The 19,731-nt window shown below is 44.0% G+C and carries 16 protein-coding genes; 11 read left to right on the forward strand and 5 right to left on the reverse strand.

Annotated features, from left to right (window positions below; translation table 11 throughout):
• Nucleotides 1-271 precede the first annotated feature (271 nt).
• The 8 genes from QUA24_RS15505 to QUA24_RS15540 all read left to right on the forward strand — a co-directional run bounded on the left by QUA24_RS15505 (nt 272) and on the right by QUA24_RS15540 (nt 10,896).
• Entirely contained in the window at nt 272-1,423 is a 1,152-nt protein-coding gene (locus tag QUA24_RS15505) for a glycosyltransferase family 4 protein (protein ID WP_333230639.1), read from the forward strand.
• A 92-nt stretch (nt 1,424-1,515) separates the two neighbouring features.
• Nucleotides 1,516-3,519 (forward strand): ABC transporter ATP-binding protein, encoded by a 2,004-nt coding sequence (locus QUA24_RS15510; protein WP_333230640.1) that lies wholly within the window; start codon nt 1,516-1,518, stop codon nt 3,517-3,519.
• 75 nt (nt 3,520-3,594) lie between these two features.
• On the forward strand, nt 3,595-4,791 hold the full coding sequence (locus tag QUA24_RS15515) for a glycosyltransferase family 4 protein (protein ID WP_333230641.1): 1,197 nt from the start codon (nt 3,595-3,597) through the stop codon (nt 4,789-4,791).
• Nucleotides 4,792-4,890: 99 nt separating this feature from the next.
• A complete protein-coding gene (locus tag QUA24_RS15520) occupies nt 4,891-5,856 on the forward strand; it encodes a glycosyltransferase family 10 domain-containing protein (protein ID WP_333230642.1) in 966 nt (321 codons plus the stop codon).
• A complete protein-coding gene (locus QUA24_RS15525; protein WP_333230643.1) occupies nt 5,853-6,974 on the forward strand; it encodes a formylglycine-generating enzyme family protein in 1,122 nt (373 codons plus the stop codon). The genes QUA24_RS15520 and QUA24_RS15525 overlap by 4 nt, the downstream gene beginning before the upstream one ends.
• Nucleotides 6,975-6,997: 23 nt before the next feature.
• Entirely contained in the window at nt 6,998-7,972 is a 975-nt protein-coding gene (locus QUA24_RS15530; RefSeq protein ID WP_333230644.1) for an Npun_R2821/Npun_R2822 family protein, read from the forward strand.
• The gene (locus QUA24_RS15535; RefSeq protein ID WP_333230645.1) at nt 7,969-8,850 is read left to right on the forward strand and encodes an Npun_R2821/Npun_R2822 family protein; all 882 of its coding nucleotides are present in this window, start codon (nt 7,969-7,971) and stop codon (nt 8,848-8,850) included. The genes QUA24_RS15530 and QUA24_RS15535 overlap by 4 nt, the downstream gene beginning before the upstream one ends.
• A 147-nt stretch (nt 8,851-8,997) precedes the next feature.
• Complete coding sequence (locus QUA24_RS15540; protein ID WP_333230646.1) at nt 8,998-10,896, forward strand: Npun_R2821/Npun_R2822 family protein; 1,899 nt, start codon at nt 8,998-9,000, stop codon at nt 10,894-10,896.
• Nucleotides 10,897-11,020: 124 nt separating this feature from the next.
• Here QUA24_RS15540 and QUA24_RS15545 read toward each other — a convergent pair whose 3' ends face one another.
• Nucleotides 11,021-11,971, reverse strand: a complete 951-nt coding sequence (locus QUA24_RS15545) for an NAD-dependent epimerase/dehydratase family protein (RefSeq protein ID WP_333230647.1) — start codon at nt 11,969-11,971, stop codon at nt 11,021-11,023.
• A gap of 191 nt (nt 11,972-12,162) precedes the next feature.
• Nucleotides 12,163-12,537, reverse strand: a complete 375-nt coding sequence (locus QUA24_RS15550; protein ID WP_333041041.1) for a hypothetical protein — start codon at nt 12,535-12,537, stop codon at nt 12,163-12,165.
• 43 nt (nt 12,538-12,580) lie between these two features.
• On the opposite strand from QUA24_RS15550, the gene QUA24_RS15555 reads away from it, so the two are divergent.
• On the forward strand, nt 12,581-12,772 hold the full coding sequence (locus QUA24_RS15555) for a hypothetical protein (protein WP_333230648.1): 192 nt from the start codon (nt 12,581-12,583) through the stop codon (nt 12,770-12,772).
• Here QUA24_RS15555 and QUA24_RS15560 read toward each other — a convergent pair whose 3' ends face one another.
• Both QUA24_RS15560 and QUA24_RS15565 read right to left on the reverse strand, forming a co-directional pair.
• Complete coding sequence (locus tag QUA24_RS15560) at nt 12,773-14,449, reverse strand: AarF/ABC1/UbiB kinase family protein (protein ID WP_333230649.1); 1,677 nt, start codon at nt 14,447-14,449, stop codon at nt 12,773-12,775.
• Nucleotides 14,450-14,873: 424 nt separating this feature from the next.
• Nucleotides 14,874-16,031 (reverse strand): DegT/DnrJ/EryC1/StrS family aminotransferase, encoded by a 1,158-nt coding sequence (locus tag QUA24_RS15565; RefSeq protein ID WP_333230650.1) that lies wholly within the window; start codon nt 16,029-16,031, stop codon nt 14,874-14,876.
• 127 nt (nt 16,032-16,158) lie between these two features.
• Here QUA24_RS15565 and QUA24_RS15570 point away from each other — a divergent pair, with 127 nt between their 5' ends.
• Nucleotides 16,159-16,938, forward strand: a complete 780-nt coding sequence (locus tag QUA24_RS15570) for an ABC transporter permease (RefSeq protein WP_333230651.1) — start codon at nt 16,159-16,161, stop codon at nt 16,936-16,938.
• Nucleotides 16,939-17,125: 187 nt separating this feature from the next.
• On the forward strand, nt 17,126-17,764 hold the full coding sequence (locus QUA24_RS15575; RefSeq protein ID WP_333230652.1) for a Uma2 family endonuclease: 639 nt from the start codon (nt 17,126-17,128) through the stop codon (nt 17,762-17,764).
• A gap of 59 nt (nt 17,765-17,823) precedes the next feature.
• On the opposite strand, the gene QUA24_RS15580 is transcribed toward QUA24_RS15575, so the two are convergent.
• A complete protein-coding gene (locus tag QUA24_RS15580; protein WP_333230653.1) occupies nt 17,824-19,713 on the reverse strand; it encodes a hypothetical protein in 1,890 nt (629 codons plus the stop codon).
• Between the last annotated feature and the right edge of the window lie 18 nt (nt 19,714-19,731).

The raw sequence follows: 19,731 nt of genomic DNA on the forward strand, positions 1-19,731 counted from the left end.
TTGGCAAACTGCATCAAAAACAACAAAATTCAGCCCACGATTTTAAAAAATTAGCCTCAACATATCCGAAAATTCACCTAGAAGAATTATTGCTGGCTGGAATAACAGTCTTGGGTTCATTATTCTGTTTTTTTACTAAAATACTTCGTTGCTGCCCTTTGCCCTGGTTAAAAACCTGGTTGCTGTGGTCGGGAGTACGTGAGTCAGAATCGCCTTGACAAAAGCTCGGTTAAGCAGGAAAATTAAAAAAATGTTTTAAACAAAATACTCAGTGAAAGTTTCATTAGTAGTGAGCGATTTGTCAGGAGGAGGTGCAATTCGTGCTTTTTTATTAGCTCAAGTCTTGATAGAGCTTAAATGTGATGTAGAAGTTGTTGGATTTCAGTTTGGCAAGGAATTGTACGCTACTCCTCCCAGAGACATCCCGGTATGTGCGATACCGGGTAAAAATTATCCGGGGTTTTTGATGGATGCTCAAAAACTTTGGAAAAAAATAGATGGGGATATTATTTATGCAGTCAAACCTAAACCTACAAGCTTTGGATTATCACTGCTAAAAAAACTGGCGACTCGCCACTTTATAATTTTAGATATAGACGACTGGGAACTGAGCTGGTACGGCGGAGATGAATGGAAATACCGTCCCTCTTTTAAACAACTTTATCGAGATATTTTTAAACACAACGGTCAATTGAGAGAACCAGATAATCCGCTCTATCTCAAGTGGATGGAAAGTCTAATTCACCGTGCTAATGCAGTTACCATTGATACTGAGTTTTTAAAACAGCGTTTTGGTGGTGTATATTTGCCTAATGGTAAGGATACTGCAATGTTCGACCCTGCTAAATACAATCCTGAATTGAGCAGACAGCGTTACGGCTTGTCCGGGTATAGAGTTCTGATGTTTCCGGGGGCACCGCGACCTCATAAAGGCGTGGAGGATGTTTTGATGGCCCTCGAACTGTTAAATGAGCCGGATTTAAAATTAGCGATCGTCGGCGGCAGTCCTTATGATGATTATGATGATAAACTTGTGAAACAATGGGGGCGTTGGATTATTAAACTGCCAAGGTTTCCAGTGGAGACGATGCCGTCCGTTGTAGCGGCGGCTCATGTTGTCGTTGTTCCTCAGCGAGAAACTCTCGCAGCCGTGGCTCAGTTTCCGCTCAAGCTGACAGATGGTATGGCCATGGCTAAGCCTGTTTTGTCTACGCGAGTGGGGGATATTCCAGCAATTTTAGGGGGAACGGGTTATTTAGTCGATCCGAGTTCTCCCGCTCAAATTTCACAAAAAATTCAATGGATATTTCAAAATTTGACAGCGGCTAATTTACAAGGAATGAAAGCTCGGGAAAGATGTGTGGAAAAATATAGTATTCAAGCAATGAAACCGATACTTTCAGAGATAATCGCAGGTATGTAAATGTTATTTTAAAACTACTCAATGGAGGAAGAAAAGCTGGCTGTTATTAAAGAATATTTTGAGATGCCGTACTGTTTAGCTGGGAATGCTTCATGTCTGCCAATAAGCTACTCCTAAAATTTGCCAGACGATATCCCGGCAGGATTTTCTTAACTGTGATGCTGGGCTTTTCTGGCGCTTTATTCAACGGTATCAGCACTACTCTGATTGTACCAGTGCTTTTAAGTTTTTTAGAGGAAACTATCGAGCTGCGTGGTGCTCCACCTCTCATTAAAACTTTGATGTATCCCTTTGAGGGAATGCCCGGAAATCAGCGTTTAATGTTGATGACCGGGGCGATTGTGCTGGCAATTTTTTTTAAAAATGTTGCGAGTTATATCAATACTTTAGTAGCTACTTCTCTGACGCGATCTCTGACTTTTGATTTGCGAGAAGCAGGTTTGCGGTTGTTGTTAGAAGTAGATTTAGATTTTTACTCTAAAACTAAAGTCGGGGATTTAATTAATAGATTGGGCGGAGAGATTGGTCGGACTGCTAGTGCAGTTGGTACGGCCATCGGAATGTTTACTACCTCAATCACTGTTTTGGTGTTTGTGGGTCTGCTACTTTCTATCTCGTGGAAACTGACGGTGACAGCTACAGTTTTGCTGTCGTTAGTTGCTTGGACAAATCAATATATTATTAACCGTTCCAAGCATTTTGGCCACCTGCTTTCTGAAATGTCGAAAGATTATTCGGTTAGGGTACTGGAAACGATTAGTGGGATTCGGCTGGTCAAGTCAACGGGGAACGAGGAAAGAGAGTATCAGCGGATCAAGCATTTAATTCAAAGGCGAGAACAAGCGGATTTTCAGGCTCAGGTAAATTATGCCGCGATCGCCCCAATTAACGAAGTTGTTAATTTGATAGTTATAATTTTGATTGTATTTATAGGTCGCACAATATTTGCGAATGAGATAGAGTCTATTGCTACAATTTTATTAACCTATTTATTGGTTCTGTTTCGATTAATCCCTTTGATTTCACAGTTGAATAGCGGCCGCAGTCAATTTGCTAATACGTCGGCTAGTGTAGAGGTGGTTAATGATTTTTTGAGCTGCGAGGACAAGCCATTTATGCTCAACGGTTCTGTGCCTTACACTCATTTGCGATCGGGAATTCATTTTAATAAAATATCTTTTAGTTATCCTAACCACAAAAATTTAGTTTTGCAAGGAATTGATTTATTTCTACCTCATGGCACTACTTTGGCTTTGGTAGGAACTTCGGGTTCTGGTAAGTCAACTTTGGCAGACTTACTGCCGAGATTTTACGATCCTACTGAAGGTAATATCTCGATCGATGGCAGGGATTTGCGCGAATTTGACTTGAAAAGTCTGAGACAAGCGATGGGTATTGTTAGCCAAGATACGTTTTTGTTTAATGCTTCAGTGCGCGAAAATATTGCTTATGCTAGACCCCAAGCGACTGAGAAAGAAATTGTGGAAGCGGCGAAGGGGGCGAATGCTTATGAGTTTATCCAACTGTTGCCGGAGGGGTTGGATACTCAAATTGGCGATCGGGGCGTGATTTTATCGGGAGGGCAGCGTCAGAGAATTTCAATTGCTAGAGCCCTGCTGCAAAACCCGGAAATCTTAATTTTAGATGAGGCAACGAGTTCGCTGGATACGGTTTCGGAAAGGTACGTGCAAGCGGCGATCGAGAAATTGAGTTGCGATCGCACAACGTTGGTAATCGCCCACCGCCTCTCCACAGTCCAAAAAGCCAACAAAATCGCCGTGATCGATCGCGGGCAAGTAGTAGAAATGGGTTCCCACGAAGAATTGCTAGCAAAAGGAGGTTACTACACTCGCTTGTATTCAGTGCAATTTGCCGAAGAAACCGCTCGCGATGAAGCTCTAATTAGAGGTTCTTACGAAATTCGCACTCGCCTGACTCCCATGATAGCTTATCTCAAAATGCTAGTAGATGAAATGGTAGACTCTCCCGAAGAAAGAGACGAGTTAATCAGAGAATCATTTCACTCTGCTGCTAATATTTTCACTACTTTAGAATTTATAGAAAAGACTATTAAGCGTCAGGCTGTTAAAAAGTAGGCAGTTGGCAGTTGGCAGTAGTCATTAGTCATTAGTCAACAGTCAACAATTACTAATTACTAACTACCACTTACCATGTCCAAATATTATGTATTTTTTACCAGAAATATCTTGCCGCAACCCAATGTAGCGAGCTTAGTTCAAGTTGCACACTCTGCCAATGCTGCAGCAAATCTCGGTTATCCAGCAGTTTTGGTATACCTCCGTAAAGGCTGGAGTGCTTTGAATCCGGTTGATTTGCTTTTTCCTTTTCAACCGAGGAAACCAGATGACAAACTTGCCCAAATTTACAATCTTCAGGAAAAATTAAAAGTAGCAGATTTGCCCATGCCTTGGCCGATCGATCTTTGGGACAGCAAGTGGACGAGTTCTAGTACAATAATATCAAAATACTACTTACCAATTCACCTGCTTAAATCCACTAAAATTGTCCATACCCGCGACTGGAACTTTGTCAAAGCAGCAGTTAAAAATGGAATTCCCGCTATCTACGAACAGCACCACCATGAAAACAAGCAATTTGAACCAGAAATTGTCCGCAATCCTCTGTTTCAGATTTCAGTAACTGTTGCTGATACAGTCCGAGACAGCATGATTTTGAATGGGATGCCACCCGAAAAAGTAATTACGCTGCACAACGGTTTTAACCATTTTTTTCTCGCGAGACAAACAGAAGCTGCTCAGAATTGGCGACAGCAATTATTAACAGATGACAAACAGCATTTAGCTGTTTATGCAGGGGGACTTTACCCGTTTAAAGGCGTTGATATGTTGGTGGATGTGGCTCAGGAATTGCCGCTGGTTCAATTTGCGATCGCGGGCGGTGATTCATCCCAAGTAACAGCCTACCAGCAGTTAGCCAAATCCAAGCAAGTTAACAACATTAAATTTCTCGGCTACCTGCCTCAAAATCAACTAGCTAGCTTGCTGCAAGCAGCCGATGTTTTGACTCACCCGCACTGTTTGACAGAGGCCGCGACGTTCACATCTCCTTTAAAATTCTTTGATTACATGGCATCGGGAACTCCGATTGTAGCGACGGAGATTGCATCTTTAATGGAATTTAAATCGGGAAATATAGCAGCAACTTGGTGCAAACCGGATAACCCGCACCAGTTCGCGCAAAGCATTCGAGATTGTTTAACCAAATATCCGAGGAAAAGCGAAGGCTATGCAGAAACGATGGATTTTGTCAAGCAGTTTTCGTGGGAAAATAGGATAGAGAAAATTTTGAGTTATGTGGATGACAAAGTGCGATATCCGATAATGTAAAAATCCGTAGGAGTGGGTTGTACCAACAATCATCGCCTAAAATTAATAATCTCATAAACCCGCCCCGCCCACACGCAAAAACCCGATTTATTATTATATATGAACCCAAAAATCATCGGCACAATTACCACATACCCAGGTATGAACCAAAGCGACTGGCTGTGGCAACAAACTCCCCAAAACTTCGGCAAATGGGGCAACATTCAAATGCTCGCCAACCACCCAGAACCAGACTTTTTACTCATGTATCAATTCGACTTTCCCCAACCTTCCAAAAAGCAATCCTGGATCTACAAAATCCGCCGTCCAAGCCCCCAAAATCCAGAAAAGGACATTCGAGAAAAATTGCGCGGTGTCCCCAATGAACGTATAATTTACCTAATCCGTGAACCGCCATTACCAGAAGTTATTGAAATTACCAAAGCCAACTACGAACAAGCCAAACTTTATTGCGGTTACGTTTCCGGGCCCGACGATTTCGCACCAAAACCGGATTATATGCCCGCGATTTGGTATCACTCTAACTCCTTTCGAGAACTAGATGAAATGCCTGCGCCGCCGAAAACTAAATCCTGTTCTTGGATTACTTCAGGTGTTAGCCGCAGCGCCAATCACCGCCACAGATTAGATTTTATCAAATTGCTGCGATCGCAAGAATTGGATTTTGACCTTTACGGGCGAAACTTGCCAACTTGGGCGCACGGGAACGGCACTATGAACAATAAATGGCACGCCGTGGCACCATACTATTACAACTTAGCTATAGAAAATTATGCCGAAAACGATTGGTATGTCAGCGAGAAGCTTTGGGATGCTTTGTTAGCTTGGTGTTTGCCAATTTATTACGGCGGTTCGGCGGCGGATAAATTGTTGCCTGCAGGGAGTTTTCTGCGGCTGCCGAGTTTGGATGAGAAAGGAGTAGAATTTATTAAAGAGGTTGTGGCTAATGCGGATTATTGGCATGAAGCGAGGGAGAAAATTGCCGAAGCTAGACAAATCATTCTCCACGAATTGAACTTGCTTAATTGGCTGTCTAAGTTTGGAGTTCAGGAAATAGCCCAATGACAGAAAACCCAAATCAACCCAGAGAATATGATGCCGTACTCGGCGGTCAAAATCCTCCCCCCATAGGTGCTGCTGTCTTAGGTGGCCTTCCCGGTGTTAAGAGTCGTTTGGCTTCAGCGATTGTCGAGGTGAAAATTGCTGCACTGTCTGAAGCACTGAAATATGGAGAAGCTGGCTTAGATTTAATAATTGCGGCACTGCAAGATGAATTGATGTCGGTGAAGTTTGCAGCCTATTCGCTAGTGAAGCATAGAGATGAACCCAATATAAAACAGCAGTTACAAAAGTTAAAGAAATCTTTTCCTACCTTTGAGTTTGACGTTATCACAGTTGATGCTGAAGGAAAAGAAAACAGTCGCCGCACGTCCTTTGCTTGCTTCTTCCCCGAAGACTTAGGGAACGGAGTTGTGCTGGAAATGGTTTACATTTCCGGCGGCACATTTATGATGAGTTCGCCAGCAACAGAGCGAGATAGATATGAGCCGAATAGTCCGCAGCATCAAGTAAAAGTACCCGCTTTTTATGCAGGCAAATATCCCATCACCCAAGCACAGTGGCAAGCAGTGATAGGAAATAACCCATCGTACTTTAAAGGTGAAAAACGTCCTGTTGAATTTGTATCGTGGCAAAATGCTGTCGAATTTTGTGCCACACTCTCGCACAAAACCGGGAAAAAGTATCGCCTCCTGAGTGAAGCAGAATGGGAATACGCCTGTCGTGCGGGAACAACAACCCCATTTCATTTTGGGGAAACCATTACCCCGGATTTAGTCAACTATTACGGAAACCGTCCCTATGCAAACGCCCCCGAAGGACTTTACCGCGAAGAAACAACCGATGCAGGGATTTTTCCCCCCAATGCCTTTGGACTGTACGATATGCACGGCAATGTTTCGGAGTTATGCAGCGATAGGTGGCACGAAAACTATAACGGCGCACCAACTGACGGAAGTTCATGGGAAACTGGCACAGATGATCGCCGAATGCTGCGTGGCGGTTCCTACTACCACAATGCGGTCTTTTGCCGCTGTGCCTTTCGCTACAGGTGCTTGGCAGACGAGCGCCACACGCTCATCGGTTTTCGCGTAGCGATATCGTCGGTTTCTCCCTCGTCCTAGTTTTCCCGCGAGGACTAATAGATATGAATGGAATTTGCACGCTAGCCAATGATACAGTTTACGATCAACTAATTGCCTTACTCAACAGTATTGAAGTTATCTTAGGCTCAAATACTCCTGTCTGCATTTATCCTTTCGACGACAAAATAGAGCAAATCAAAGCTGAAATTGTTAACCGTCCCAACGTCTTTATTTATGAAGATAGCGCATCAATTCAGCGATGGGATAAATTCATGCAAGCAGCCGCACCAGAGCGTTTGAACCGCAAAAAATTCCGGCTTTACGGCGCACACCGGCGCTTTTGCGCTTTCGAGGGCCCGTTTGAAAAGTTTATCTATATGGATGCCGATACTTTGGTGATGAATTCCCTTGATGCTATTTTTCAGAAGTTAGAGGAATCTGATTTTGTGGTTTATGATTTTCAATTTCGCGACCTAACTAAAGTATACAATATTCAGTCACCAAAACTGCTAGAACTTTTTGAGCAAAATCGGATAGACTCGGAAATATTTTGTTCGGGATTTTACGCCAGCAAGCAAGGGTTGTTTGAGCAAGATACTAGGGAATGGCTATTAACTCAACTGCAATCTGGCGATGCGGAAATTCTCTATGAAGGTGCGGGAGAACAGCCGTTGCTCAATTATATGGTGATGAAAACTGGGATGAATAGCTATAATTTTGCTTATAGCCTCCCGGATGGCGAAAAAACTGGATGCAGCGTCACTTCCCAACATTTTGAAGAGCAAGATAACATTTTGTACGACAAGGGAAACCGACTTACTTATATTCATTATATTGGTGTGCCGCCGGATTTAATTCGGAGAGTTTGTGCGGGCGAAAATATTGAGTTTCCCTATCGCGATTTGTTCCTGCATTACCGCTATCTCCGCGAACCGTCCAAGCGTCCGATTTTTGCCCAAGCGCCAAAGTCTTATACTGAGGTTTCTGCGCCGAATTTGTTAAAAAGGGTATTGAGAAGGTTGAGGATAAATGTATGAATCGCGGTATTTATATTGTTGCGAATGATAAAGTGATCGAAAGTGCGATCGCCCTTGTAAACAGCATACGTCTGTACAATTGTCAAGTACCTGTTTTTTTGATTCCCTTCGACGACAATTATCAGCAAGTCGCAGCCGCACTCAGCAGTCTCCACGGGGTGCAATTGTTCCCAAATCTGGAGTTTGTGGAACAGTTTACCAGAGAAATTGGCCAAATGTTCGATCGCAACTTTTTAGCCCTTCCTAACAAAATGCGAAAACTCGCCACCTGGTTTGGCCCCCTTGACGAATTTCTGTACATCGATACCGATATCATTGTCTTTGAAGACATCGCAGCCAACTTAAACAAACTATCAGAAGTAGACTTTTTTTGCTGCGACTACCACCACCTCAGCGAAAAACTGCGAAATGTATTTTCACCTGCTGTACAACAACGGAATATCTTTACCGACTCCCAGCTTCAAGATGTATTCAACAGCGGTTTTTGGGCATCCAGAAAAGGAACTATTACAGAATCGCAAATGTATGAAATTTTGCGAGAATGTTCGCAGCATCGAGAATATTTTGACTTTACTCAAAATGTCACCGACCAACCTATACTAAATTATATCATTCTTAAATTGATTTCCCAACGCTGCAATCTTGTTAAAGATTCAGCAACCGAACCGGGAAGCTGGGCGGGTTCCAAGCATTTTCAGGAAATAGATTATGTTCTTTATGACAAAGGCAAAAGGTTAAAATATCTTCACTGGGCTGGAATACCGATTAAATCGGGTAGTCCTTATTGGAAAGTTTGGAAACATTATCGTTATCTCAATGAGGCAGAAAAAAAACAAAATTTAGTGCAAAAAATATTTTGCTACTGGCATGGTAAATAATATTCTTTGTAGTCACAAGGCGAGTGAAATCGCTAGCAACCCGATCACACAAACGAAGTCCACGCGGACTAACAAATTAACTGGTTTCCAGACCGCACCTAGTAACGAGTAGAATTATTCTATCTAAAATCTCAAATCTAAAATCCGATGGCTGATGGCATTTATATTCTGGCAAACGATGTTGTTTTTGATCATTTAGTTGCTTTATTGAACAGTCTAGAAGTCAACGGTGCCAAAGATATTCCTGTTTGCATTATTCCCTATGATAATCGAATGAAAAAAGTGCAAGTAGAAATTGCAACTCGTCCTCATGTCACCCTGTTTGAAAATAGTGATTCAATCATTTTCTGGGAAGACTTTGCGACTCAAGTTTGGAAAACTCATGCAAAAGCTCAAAAAGTTTGGCAATCTAAAGGTTTGAAACCTGTTCAATGTTTGGAAATGCACCGAAAATTATGTTGTTTCGACGGCCCTTTTGATAAATTTATATATTTTGACGCAGACACTCTGTTAATGGGTTCTCTAGATTATATTTATCAAAAGCTTGATGATTTTGATTGGGTAGCAAACGATTTTCAATACAAATCCGATCTCAATTATATATTTGATTTATCGTCGCCCAAATTGCCCCAAATTTTAAATAGTGACGAACTGCAATCTCATACTTTTTGTGCGGGTTGGTTTGCGTCAAAAGTAGGGGTTTTTAATCGAAATAATGCTTCTAAATTTTTAGAACAATTAACATCAGGAGAAGCGGAAATTATGTCTTTACGGGGGGCTGACCAATCTTTACTTAACTATTTAGTCGCCCGCAGCAAAATCTCTTTTTACAACTTTGCATATGCTCAACCCGAACAGGTGACGGGGAATCATTGGTCTTCTGAATTTGAGGCGCTCGATTATGTTCTATATGATAAAGGGCGGCGGCTTACTTATTTGCATTACATGAGTATTTCGGCTACCAAAATTAATCTATTGTGTGCTGGCGAAGATGTGGAGATTCCCTACCGCGATGTATTTCTACATTACCGTTATTTGAAGTCGCCGGAAAAAGGCCCCAAACTCAAATCCCCAAGTTGGCTAGTGCGCGGATACAGAAATGCCAAAACCTTTGTCAGGCAAAAAAATATCAACTTTAGGTATAGATTGGCAAATACAGAAATGAATATTTTGCGAAAAGCTGGCCGAAAAATTCGCAGTTTACAACTCAAAAATAAAGTTTACCAACAGTATTACAAAATTATGATGGACTTGCGGACAAGCCTTCTAGGCGTTCACTTAATTTCAATTCGGCGTCAGTCTGTGGCTAACAGAAGTAAAATATCTCTAGCTATTACCCATTTTAACCGTTCTAGTTTGGTTGTAGGTGCATTGTGCAATGCTTTGTATGACGATCGTATTGATGATATTATTATTTACGATGATGCTTCCTCTCCCGAAGAGTTTTCTAGGATGCAAGCAAATATAGCAAACTTGTCACCTAAGATTTCTATCCGCAGAGGTGAGCAAAATTTTGGTGCATATAAAAGCAAAATTATGGCTATTTCCCACTGCAAAAATGAGTGGGCAATTATTCTTGACTCTGACAATGCCTTGAGCGACACTTATGTCGATAGACTCTACCACATAACTGCATGGAATCCTAAGCTAATTTACTGTCCGACATCCGCCAATCCCTACTTTAATTTTAAATTATATTCTGAGACAGAAATTAATATTGAAAAAGCACGAGAATTAATTCTAAATAATCCCAATCCTAAATTATTTCGCAATTTTATTAATGATGGCAACTACTTCGTCAATGTACAGAAATACCTGGATTGTGCCGAGGATAATCAAGATATTTGCGTGCAAGCTTCCGATGTCGCCGCTTTTAATTATTTGTGGTTGAAAAGTGGCGGCAGCTTGTATGCGGTGAGTAATTTAAGTTATTATCATCGGCTACATTCCGGCAGTTATTGGCTCAGTACAATGACTGATTCTAAAAAAGTTTTGAATAAAATTATCGAAGCCATTACTAATCACAAAAACTGCGATTTTTTATAAAAATTAATGGTCTAATCGCAGCATTTCGATTGCAGAAAAACCTCAAAAGTTGGGTAATTCAAAAAATTAACAATGTTAAATTTAAGTTGCGGAATTTCTGGGATAGATAGCATCTAACTGTACTCTAACTGTACACAGACTGAATCCACTCCCATTCGCGCCTTAATCCTTCTTCTAAAGCAACCTGTGGCTGATAACCTAAGATTTTCTGGGCTTTAGACACATCCGCGCTAGTGTGCCGCGCGTCTCCCCTCGCAGCTTCGGTAAAATCTATCCGAATAGGTCGATCGACAATTCTCTCTATTGTATCAATAACTTCCTTCAAAACTACCCGACTTCCCCCACCAATATTAAAAACTTCCCCCGCAGCTTCCGCAACCTCAGCCGCCGCTAAATTCGCCGCCACGCAATCGCTGATAAACGTAAAATCCCGCGTTTGCAATCCGTCTCCGAAAATAGAAATCGCCTCGTCAAACAAAATCGACTTAAAAAACTTGTGAAAAGCCATATCGGGGCGCTGTCTCGGCCCGTAAACAGTAAAATAGCGCAGCGAAGTAGTCGGAAGGCCAAAATTTTTGTAATAAAGCCCGCACAAACGTTCACCGGCTAATTTCGTAATCCCGTAGGGAGAAACCGGCTGCGGACAAGCATTTTCACTCGTCGGGAAAGCTTCAGCATTTCCGTAAATTGAAGAAGAAGAAGCATAGACAAACTTTTGCAATCTGGGCGCATCTTTTGCCGCTTCTAACAATACTTGAGTGCTGTTAATATTGCGTTCGGTATAGCTGCGAAAACCGTCGCCCCAGCTAGCACGAACTCCTGCTTGCGCCGCCTGATGAAATATTACCTTAGCATCGGATAAAAGACCTCGCCAATTTAGAGACAAAATATCGCCTTCCACCAATTCAAAACCCGGATACTTTTCAAATCGTGCAATATTCTTGCGCTTGAGACCCGGATCGTAATAATCGTTGAACTCATCAACACCGATCACCGTCTCCCCTCGATTTAAAAGAGTTTCTACTAAGTTAGAACCAATAAATCCCGCCGCACCCGTAACAATTAAAATACTCATTCGATTTTAGATTTTAGATTTTAGATTTAAAACTTTTTACACAAGTTATTTCCTAAGTTGTCATCATCATCTTTTTTCTCTTCCTCTGCGTTCTCTGCGTTCTCTGCGGTTCAAAAAGTATCAAATAGGATGATCTTAGAGAACTATCAACCCCTTCGCTTTTCACAACAAAAGAGGTTGATAGTTAACTTTCATTGTTCAAAAGAATCCAGATCCAGCGCTTGGGAACCTCCGCGTTCTAACTCGATCAAAAGCTTACCTAGCTGAGTCCAAACTAGCCAGCCCGTGAGTACCGTCAGCGGCAAAGCTAGGGCATAAGAAAGTAGTTTTGGGAAGCCAAAAATCTCCATCCCAGAAGCTAAAAATACGCAAATACCGCCCGCCATTCCCAGAAAAGGTATGACCAATTGCAGCCTTGGCAGGTTAGCCAAAGTGCGAGTAGAACGATTTTTAGACCACTGTTGTACGGATTGTTTGAGAGTTGCTTCAAATGCTACGCCGGAGGCCATACCTGCTAGTAATCCAGCCGACATTAAAAAATAGGGAGGTTCTGGAAAATAATACACGAATAATTCCTTAATTTTGGTAATTGGAATTTGGGAATGGGGAATGGGGAATTGGGAATTGGGAATTGGGAATTGGGAATTGGGAATTGGGAATTGGGAATTGGGAATGGGCAAGAGTAGAATTATTTTTCTTCCTTCTGCCTTCTTCCTTCTTCCCTCTTCCTTCTTCCTGACATCCGTTACATCCGTTACATCCGTTACAGAATCCGTTGCCGAACTTCCTTCTTCCTTCTAATTAAAATCGAGTTAGCGCGGCTGCTCCTGCTGTGGAAAACTCCGTCAAAGCGCCTAGAGCAACGTTGAACAGGCGACCGGGCTGCAAATCTTCTTTGACTAAGTTCCACAGGCTGCGAACTTCTTCGGTGTGGATTCGATCGTCCTCAATCAAAGCTAACATTAGCTGGCGTCTCAAAAACGACCCTTCCTCTGACAGCAAAAATTGCAAGCCTAGTTGTGCTGTGGGGAGCAAGTCGAAACTGCGATCCGATCGGGCGATCGCGATCATGTCCTCTAACCTGTTCCACTGGAATTTGCCATCTTTGAATAATACCTCAATCAGACGCCGCCGCAGTGCCGGAGATTCTCCGTTCAACAAACGCCGCGCTACATAAGGATACGCCACCTCGACTATCTTGAAATCGGGATTCAGCGTCAGGGCTAAGCCTTCTTCTGTCACCAGAGAGCGAATAATTAAGGCAAATTTCGCCGGCACCCGGAAAGGATAATCGTACATCAACTCCGAAAACTGGTCTGTAATCGTCTTGAAGTTAAAATCTGACACCTTTTCGCCGACGATATCACCCAGTACAGATTCCAACGCCGGGACGATCGGCATAATATCTGTATCTGGTGTCAAAAAGCCCAGTTTGACAAAATCCTTAGCTAATTGTAAGTAATCTTTGTTGATCAAATGAACGACAGAATCAACCAAAGTTTCTTTAGTTGTTTCTTCCATCTGATCCATCATCCCAAAATCAATGTAAGCCATGCGGCCGTCCGCTAAGGCAAACAGATTTCCCGGATGGGGGTCAGCATGAAAAAATCCGTGTTCCAGCAACTGCCGCAAACCGCTGCGGACTCCGACTTCAATTAAACTATCGGTATCCAAACCTGCGGCTTTAACACTTGCCATATCTGTCAGCTTGATGCCGTCAATCCATTCGAGAGTCAGAACGCAATTTGAAGTATAGCGCCAGTAAATGCTCGGAACTTTTACTGTCGGGTCGTCGGCAAAATTTGTAGCAAATTTCTCCGCGTTCCGTCCTTCATTGATATAGTCAATTTCCTCGAACAATTTGATACCGAATTCATCAACGATCAAACAGAGGTCGTGACCGAGATTCAGCGGCAACAAGGGGCCCAACCATCCAGCGGCCCAGCGCATTAAATAAAGATCCAGGCTCAATACGGGCAGCAAATTCGGTCGCTGAACCTTGACTGCTACTGCTTCCCCGGTGAGGAGGCGAGCTCGGTAGACTTGACCGAGACTTGCCGCAGCGACAGGTTCGGGAGAGATTTCGCTATAGGTTTCGCTAATTTTGCGATCGAGTTCCGCTTCAATAATCTCGAAAGCGCGCACCGAGTCAAACGGCGGCAATTGATCCTGAAGTTTGATCAATTCTTCGAGAAAGTCTTTGCGGATCAAATCCGGTCTGGTAGAAAGGGCTTGGCCGACTTTAATGAAAGTGGGGCCCAAGCGAGTGAGTATTTGTCGCAGGTGGGTGGCTCGTTCCGGCTGGTGTGCTGCGACTTCGTGCTGCCAACTGTCCCACAGCATCCCCAGCACAAAGCCCGCAAAAGACCAAATAACGGTAATTGCGCGCCAAATTGCTTTCCAAGGACGTTTGCGATAATACTGAGCGATCGCTTGTGGATCGTAGCGTCTAGCCTGAGTGAATTGATACTGAGGCACTCGTTTATTTTCCTCTTATCTTCTGAAAATTACAGGTTAAATTGAGAATTGGGCATCGGCCATCGGGCATCGGGCATTAGGCATCAGGCATCGGGCATCGGGGATTGGAAGTCGAAAGTTCAAATATTATTTATTATTTATTCTTCGTTCTTCGTTCTTCGTTCTTCCCTCTTCCCTCTTCCTTCTTCCTTCTTCATCATTGACCGATCGCACTGCAAGGTTTAGGCGAGCGGAAAATGCACCCGTTCGAGGCGGATTGCTAGCCTAAATTTGTTTCTTTTCATTAAATATAGTACATAAAAGTACAAGTGATCGGTCAAAATACTTAACAGCTCTCCCTGAACCCTGCACATTCTCACAGCAATGCAACCCTGCAATTCTTTTCTCCTCCTGCATTTCCCTCGCTGATGCCATCGCACCAAAGCTACCGGATGCGATCGGCCTTTGCCAAGCAATCTTTCAGCCCATAAATCGTCCGCTCTTGTTGATCCCTCGACAGTTCCGGGAACATCGGCAAAGACAAGACTTCGCGACAAACTTGCTCAGCCTGTGGCAATTGACCGACAACATAGCCCAAAGATTTGTAAACAGGTTGCAGGTGCAAAGGTAACGGATAGTAAACCATCGAACCGATGCCAGCTTCCTGCAACTGAGCCCGCACCAAGTCCCGGAAATTGCCAGAGGGATTTTGCGCGTCTTCTGGACTTGTCAGCCGGATCGTGTATTGATTCCAAACTCCTTTTGCTTCCGGCAATTCTTTGGGGACGGCAACTCCGGGCACGCGGGAGAGAAATTCGCTGTAAAGTGCCGCTTTCTCCTGCCGCTGGGCGTTCCAACTGTCGAGATACCGCAATTTAATGCTGAGAATCACCGCTTGCAGGGCATCTAAACGGCTGTTGTACCCGATTTCTTCGTAGAAATATCTAGAAGACTGTCCGTGTTCTTTGAGCACTCGCATCGAAGCTGCGAGGGCTGGATCATTTGTCGTCACCGCCCCACCGTCACCGCAAGCGCCTAAGTTTTTGGTCGGATAAAAACTGAAGCAGCCAATATGACCAATGCTGCCGACTTTTCGAGACTGCCACTGGGCCCCGACAGATTGGGCGCAATCTTCAATTACGGCTAAATTGTGCCGAGTCGCAATTTCCATCAACCGAGTCATGTCTATCGGTTGGCCGAAGATGTGGACGGGCATAATTGCCTTGGTTTTGTCGGTAATTGCCGCTTCGAGGAGTTCGACATCCAGATTAAAAGTCTCGCTGTCAATATCGACAAATACTGGAGTCGCACCGACGGCGCTAATTGTCTCAGCCGAAGCAAAAAAGGTAAAAGGAGTGGTAATCACTTCATCGCCGGGGCCAATTTTGAGAGCTCGCAACGCCAAAATCAGGGCATCGGTGCCGGAGTTGCAGCCAACGCACTCGGAAACGCCGATGTAGTCGGCGAACTCTCGTTCAAAACTCTTCACGGCCGGGCCACCTACGTAGCCGCCAGAGGCTAGCACTTTTTGCACCGCAGCGGTTATCTCGTCGCCAATCTGGGCGTATTGGCGGGTTAAGTCGAGGGGGGGAACATTATTCACTCTTCACACCATAAATTTCAACCATTATCAAAGCAAATTCTTGCAGCAAAACTGTTTTCCAGAAACCTTTATTGCAATATCTTATATTTGGACAGGCAAACAATCACATTATCGAAAGGGTGGGCCGGTGTTAATTCTGCTAGATTTTACAGATTTGGGTTGGGCTTTGGGGATGGTGGCGATCGCGATCGGGCTTTCGGCGTGGCAGGGATTGGGATTGGAGGGGGCGATCGCGATCGCGGCGGGGCGCACCCTGATCCAGCTAATCTTAGTCGGGTACGTGCTCGCAGTCATCTTTGACCCGGAGGGGAAAAATCCTTGGCTGGTTTTAGCAGTTTTAGCAATCATGCTGACAACAGCTAGCATGGTGGCCAGCAACCGCATCAGCAAAAAAATCAAGAACTTACTGCCCTTAGTTTGGGGTTCAATTTTTATCAGTACGGCCTTGACTCTCGCCTATACAAACTTGCTAATTTTACAACCTGACCCTTGGTACGAACCGCAATACCTGATTCCTTTAGCGGGTATGATTTTGGGCAATGCCATGAATGCTGGGGCGATCGCGGGCGAAAGACTTGTCAGTACAGTTAATAGCAGCCAGTTAGAAATAGAAACCCATTTAAGTTTAGGTTCGACGCCGCAGCAAGCAGTAAAGCAGTACCGCAAAGATGCCATCAAAGCTGGATTAATCCCGCTCTTAAATACAATGACAGTGGTAGGAATCGTAACTTTACCCGGGATGATGACAGGTCAAATGCTGAGCGGTGTCAGTCCTCTCGATGCAGCATCTTACCAGATTTTGATTATGTTTGTGTTAGCGCTGGCAACTGTAATCGCAACTCTGCTGTTGACTGAGGGATTGTCTCGGAAGTTTTTTAATCAAGATGCACAATTGATCAAATGGTAATTGGGAATTGGGCATTGGGCATTAGGCATTGGGCATTGATAATTGGTAATATAATGTAGGTAGGAACTTACGTTGGGTACTATTTTTATGAACAGGCAAGATGCCTGTTTCACAAAGACTGAGTTTTATTGTGGGGAGTAGGGTTGAGCGTCTCGCCCGCCCCGGTCATAACTAAGAAGAAATAGCCATGATTCAAAGTCCAACTCAACCAGTAACTTTTGAACAATTTGTCGAATGGAAACCAGAAAACCGACGTTACGAACTGCACAACGGAGGAATTATTGAAATAGCCCAGCCACCGGGAAAACATGAAGAAGTTATCGGTTTCTTAGCCTCGGAATTAACTCTTGAATTTGTCAGGCTAAACCTTCTGTACCTAATCCCCAAACAAGCATTAGTTAAGCCATCAGAAAACGAATCAGCTTATTCCCCCGATATTCTAATCTTAAATCGCTCAAATTTAGCATCAGAACCTCTTTGGGAAAAGTTCTCCACGGCGACTCAAGGCGCATCAATTCCCCTCGTTGTTGAAGTCGTTAGTACCAACTGGCAAGATGACTACATCAAAAAAGTAGGGGAATACGAAATAATCGGGATTCCTGAATACTGGATTGTGGATTATCTTGGTTTGGGCGGCCGCAGGTTTATCGGGAATCCCAAGCAATCAACGATATCGGTTTATCAGTTGGTTGAGGGCGAGTATGAGGTGAGTTTGTTTCGGGGAAATGATAGGATTGAGTCGCCAGCTTTTCCAGAGTTGAATTTGACGGCGCAACAAGTTTTTCAAGCTGGATTGACTGCGAATGAAATTGCTGGCGATGCGTGAGTGTAAATATTGCGATCGCCCTGACAGATTTTTTGCCCTCACGCACCCTACAACTACAGCTATTTCGGTTCGTGACTCCCAATCCGCTTGCCTTCGCCATCGTACACCTGCATCGGAATTTTAGCATTTTCGGCGATCGCCTCCAAAGCTTTTTGCAATGTTTGAACGTGCTTTTCTACACCTTGGCGAGTCTTCACAGCATTGTTATTGTTTGCTTGGATGAAGGTTTGTTGCAGTTTCTGCACGTAACCTGGAGTCATCTGCACAGCAATCAAATCTTTGCTAACAGTATAGTCGCAAATCTTGGGGTTGCCTTTGCAAGTTCTATCTAAATCGGTGCGGGCTTTTTGCAGGTTCCTTTCTTCCTGCAACTTTACTTCTGCTTGCTGCAATGAAGTTTTGTAGGAAGCGATCAGCGGTTGGACTTTCTGGGAATATGCAGTTGCTGCCGGCACTTGCTCCGCGTAACTCAAAGCTCTTCGCCAGGATTCTGATGCTTTAAACCAGGCGTTTTTGCCCTCAAAAATTTGAGCTTCCGCTGCTAAAGTTACAGCTTGAGTATACGCATTTTCCGAAATTCCTTCGACATTTTTGCGCTCGCGAGCTTCTGAAAGTTTGGTTTCGTATTTGGGAACTAGCAGTTTAGCTTGTTGGTAAGATGTCGTGTTCGTGGGAATTTCTGATAGGATGTCGAGGGATTCTTCCCAACCTGATTGCACTTGATCCCAAGTCTCGGCTGTCTGAGCTACGGCTTCGCGAGCTTCTGCTATTTGGGCTCTACTTTTGGCGGCGAGCAGCGTTTTTTCCGCTTTTTTCTCTGTGCTTAACTGCCGATTTCCAGTTGCTACATTCTTCTGATATTCCTGCTTTTTTTTCTGAGCAAAAGCATAAACTGGACTGTCTGTGGGGATTTCTCCGAGTTCGGCGATCGCACTTTGCCACAGAGCTTGCGCTTCCTGCCCGTCCTCAGCCGAATAAGGCGGATTTTGGGTTTTTTGGGCTGCTGACTGTGCGAGGCGCGCTGCATCGATCGCAGAGTTTAAATTCTGATTTTGCGAACGGTAGCTTTCCAGGGAGCTTTGAGCTTCACCGCGATGAATTGACCATGAGGGAATCGGTTCCAAAAGGGCGATCGCCTGTTTTAACTGTCGCTGCGCTTCTTGGGGACTGTTGGCAACTTTTGACGTTTTCAGCGTCTTCGTCGAATTCTCGCTCAACTGTTTGGCATTAGCTAAAGCACTACATCCTCCGATGACGCAGGGCCGGCTCAGCATATAATAACCGCCTGCCAAAACTAGCGCGGCGACACTGATGATTCCTGCAGCAGCCAGCATCGCAAACGGTGAATGCTTGGGTTTTTGGGCAACTGTTACCGCTTCCATATCCAGCGGATTGAAGGGATTGTCTCCAATATCTGCCGGGATTGCAGCTACCCTAAAGGCGATCGGATCGGAATTGCTGGAACTCTCAGACAAATTGGGGAAATATTCTTCATCCCACGCATCTTTCCCATCCGTTTCTAACGGTATCTCTTCCTCTAGATCCGCCGTCTCGGCAACATTTTCTGTTAAGACTATCCCGGTTTCTTCTGCAGGGATATTCTCGGTTTTTTTGAACAACTGCACTGTTTTTGGTCTTGACAAAACAGGGTTGTGCATGGTAAAAGAATGGAAAGCGTAAGGCTGTTTTTGCCCGGTAATTTTTAGGCAAAGTCCAATCTGTTGAATAGATTCTGGTTCTATTTCAAGAATTGCTGCTTCTAGCACCGCAAAAGTCGGTTTGGCTTTGAGAACTAAACTGCGCGGGTGTTCTCCCACAACCGTTAAAGATTCATCTCGAAAATCGCAACTAATATAAAGCGGTAAGTTTTTAAATCCGGCTGCTTGCAAGTGTTGCTGCAATTTTACTTCTAGAATTTGTGCGTTGCTTTGTCGCGTTGCTACTGTCATATTTTCTCCTCTGTCTGA

Origin of the sequence: Microcoleus sp. Pol12B5 (assembly GCF_036701335.1) — a bacterium.
Lineage (GTDB): Bacteria > Cyanobacteriota > Cyanobacteriia > Cyanobacteriales > Microcoleaceae > Microcoleus.

Coding starts and splice junctions, on each gene's coding strand:
- QUA24_RS15510 (WP_333230640.1), top strand. CDS start 1,516: ATGTCTGCCAATAAGCTACTCCTAAAATTTGCCAGACGATATCCCGGC.
- QUA24_RS15515 (WP_333230641.1), top strand. CDS start 3,595: ATGTCCAAATATTATGTATTTTTTACCAGAAATATCTTGCCGCAACCC.
- QUA24_RS15520 (WP_333230642.1), top strand. CDS start 4,891: ATGAACCCAAAAATCATCGGCACAATTACCACATACCCAGGTATGAAC.
- QUA24_RS15525 (WP_333230643.1), top strand. CDS start 5,853: ATGACAGAAAACCCAAATCAACCCAGAGAATATGATGCCGTACTCGGC.
- QUA24_RS15530 (WP_333230644.1), top strand. CDS start 6,998: ATGAATGGAATTTGCACGCTAGCCAATGATACAGTTTACGATCAACTA.
- QUA24_RS15535 (WP_333230645.1), top strand. CDS start 7,969: ATGAATCGCGGTATTTATATTGTTGCGAATGATAAAGTGATCGAAAGT.
- QUA24_RS15540 (WP_333230646.1), top strand. CDS start 8,998: ATGGCTGATGGCATTTATATTCTGGCAAACGATGTTGTTTTTGATCAT.
- QUA24_RS15545 (WP_333230647.1), bottom strand. CDS start 11,971: ATGAGTATTTTAATTGTTACGGGTGCGGCGGGATTTATTGGTTCTAAC.
- QUA24_RS15555 (WP_333230648.1), top strand. CDS start 12,581: ATGGGGAATTGGGAATTGGGAATTGGGAATTGGGAATTGGGAATTGGG.
- QUA24_RS15575 (WP_333230652.1), top strand. CDS start 17,126: ATGATTCAAAGTCCAACTCAACCAGTAACTTTTGAACAATTTGTCGAA.
- QUA24_RS15580 (WP_333230653.1), bottom strand. CDS start 19,713: ATGACAGTAGCAACGCGACAAAGCAACGCACAAATTCTAGAAGTAAAA.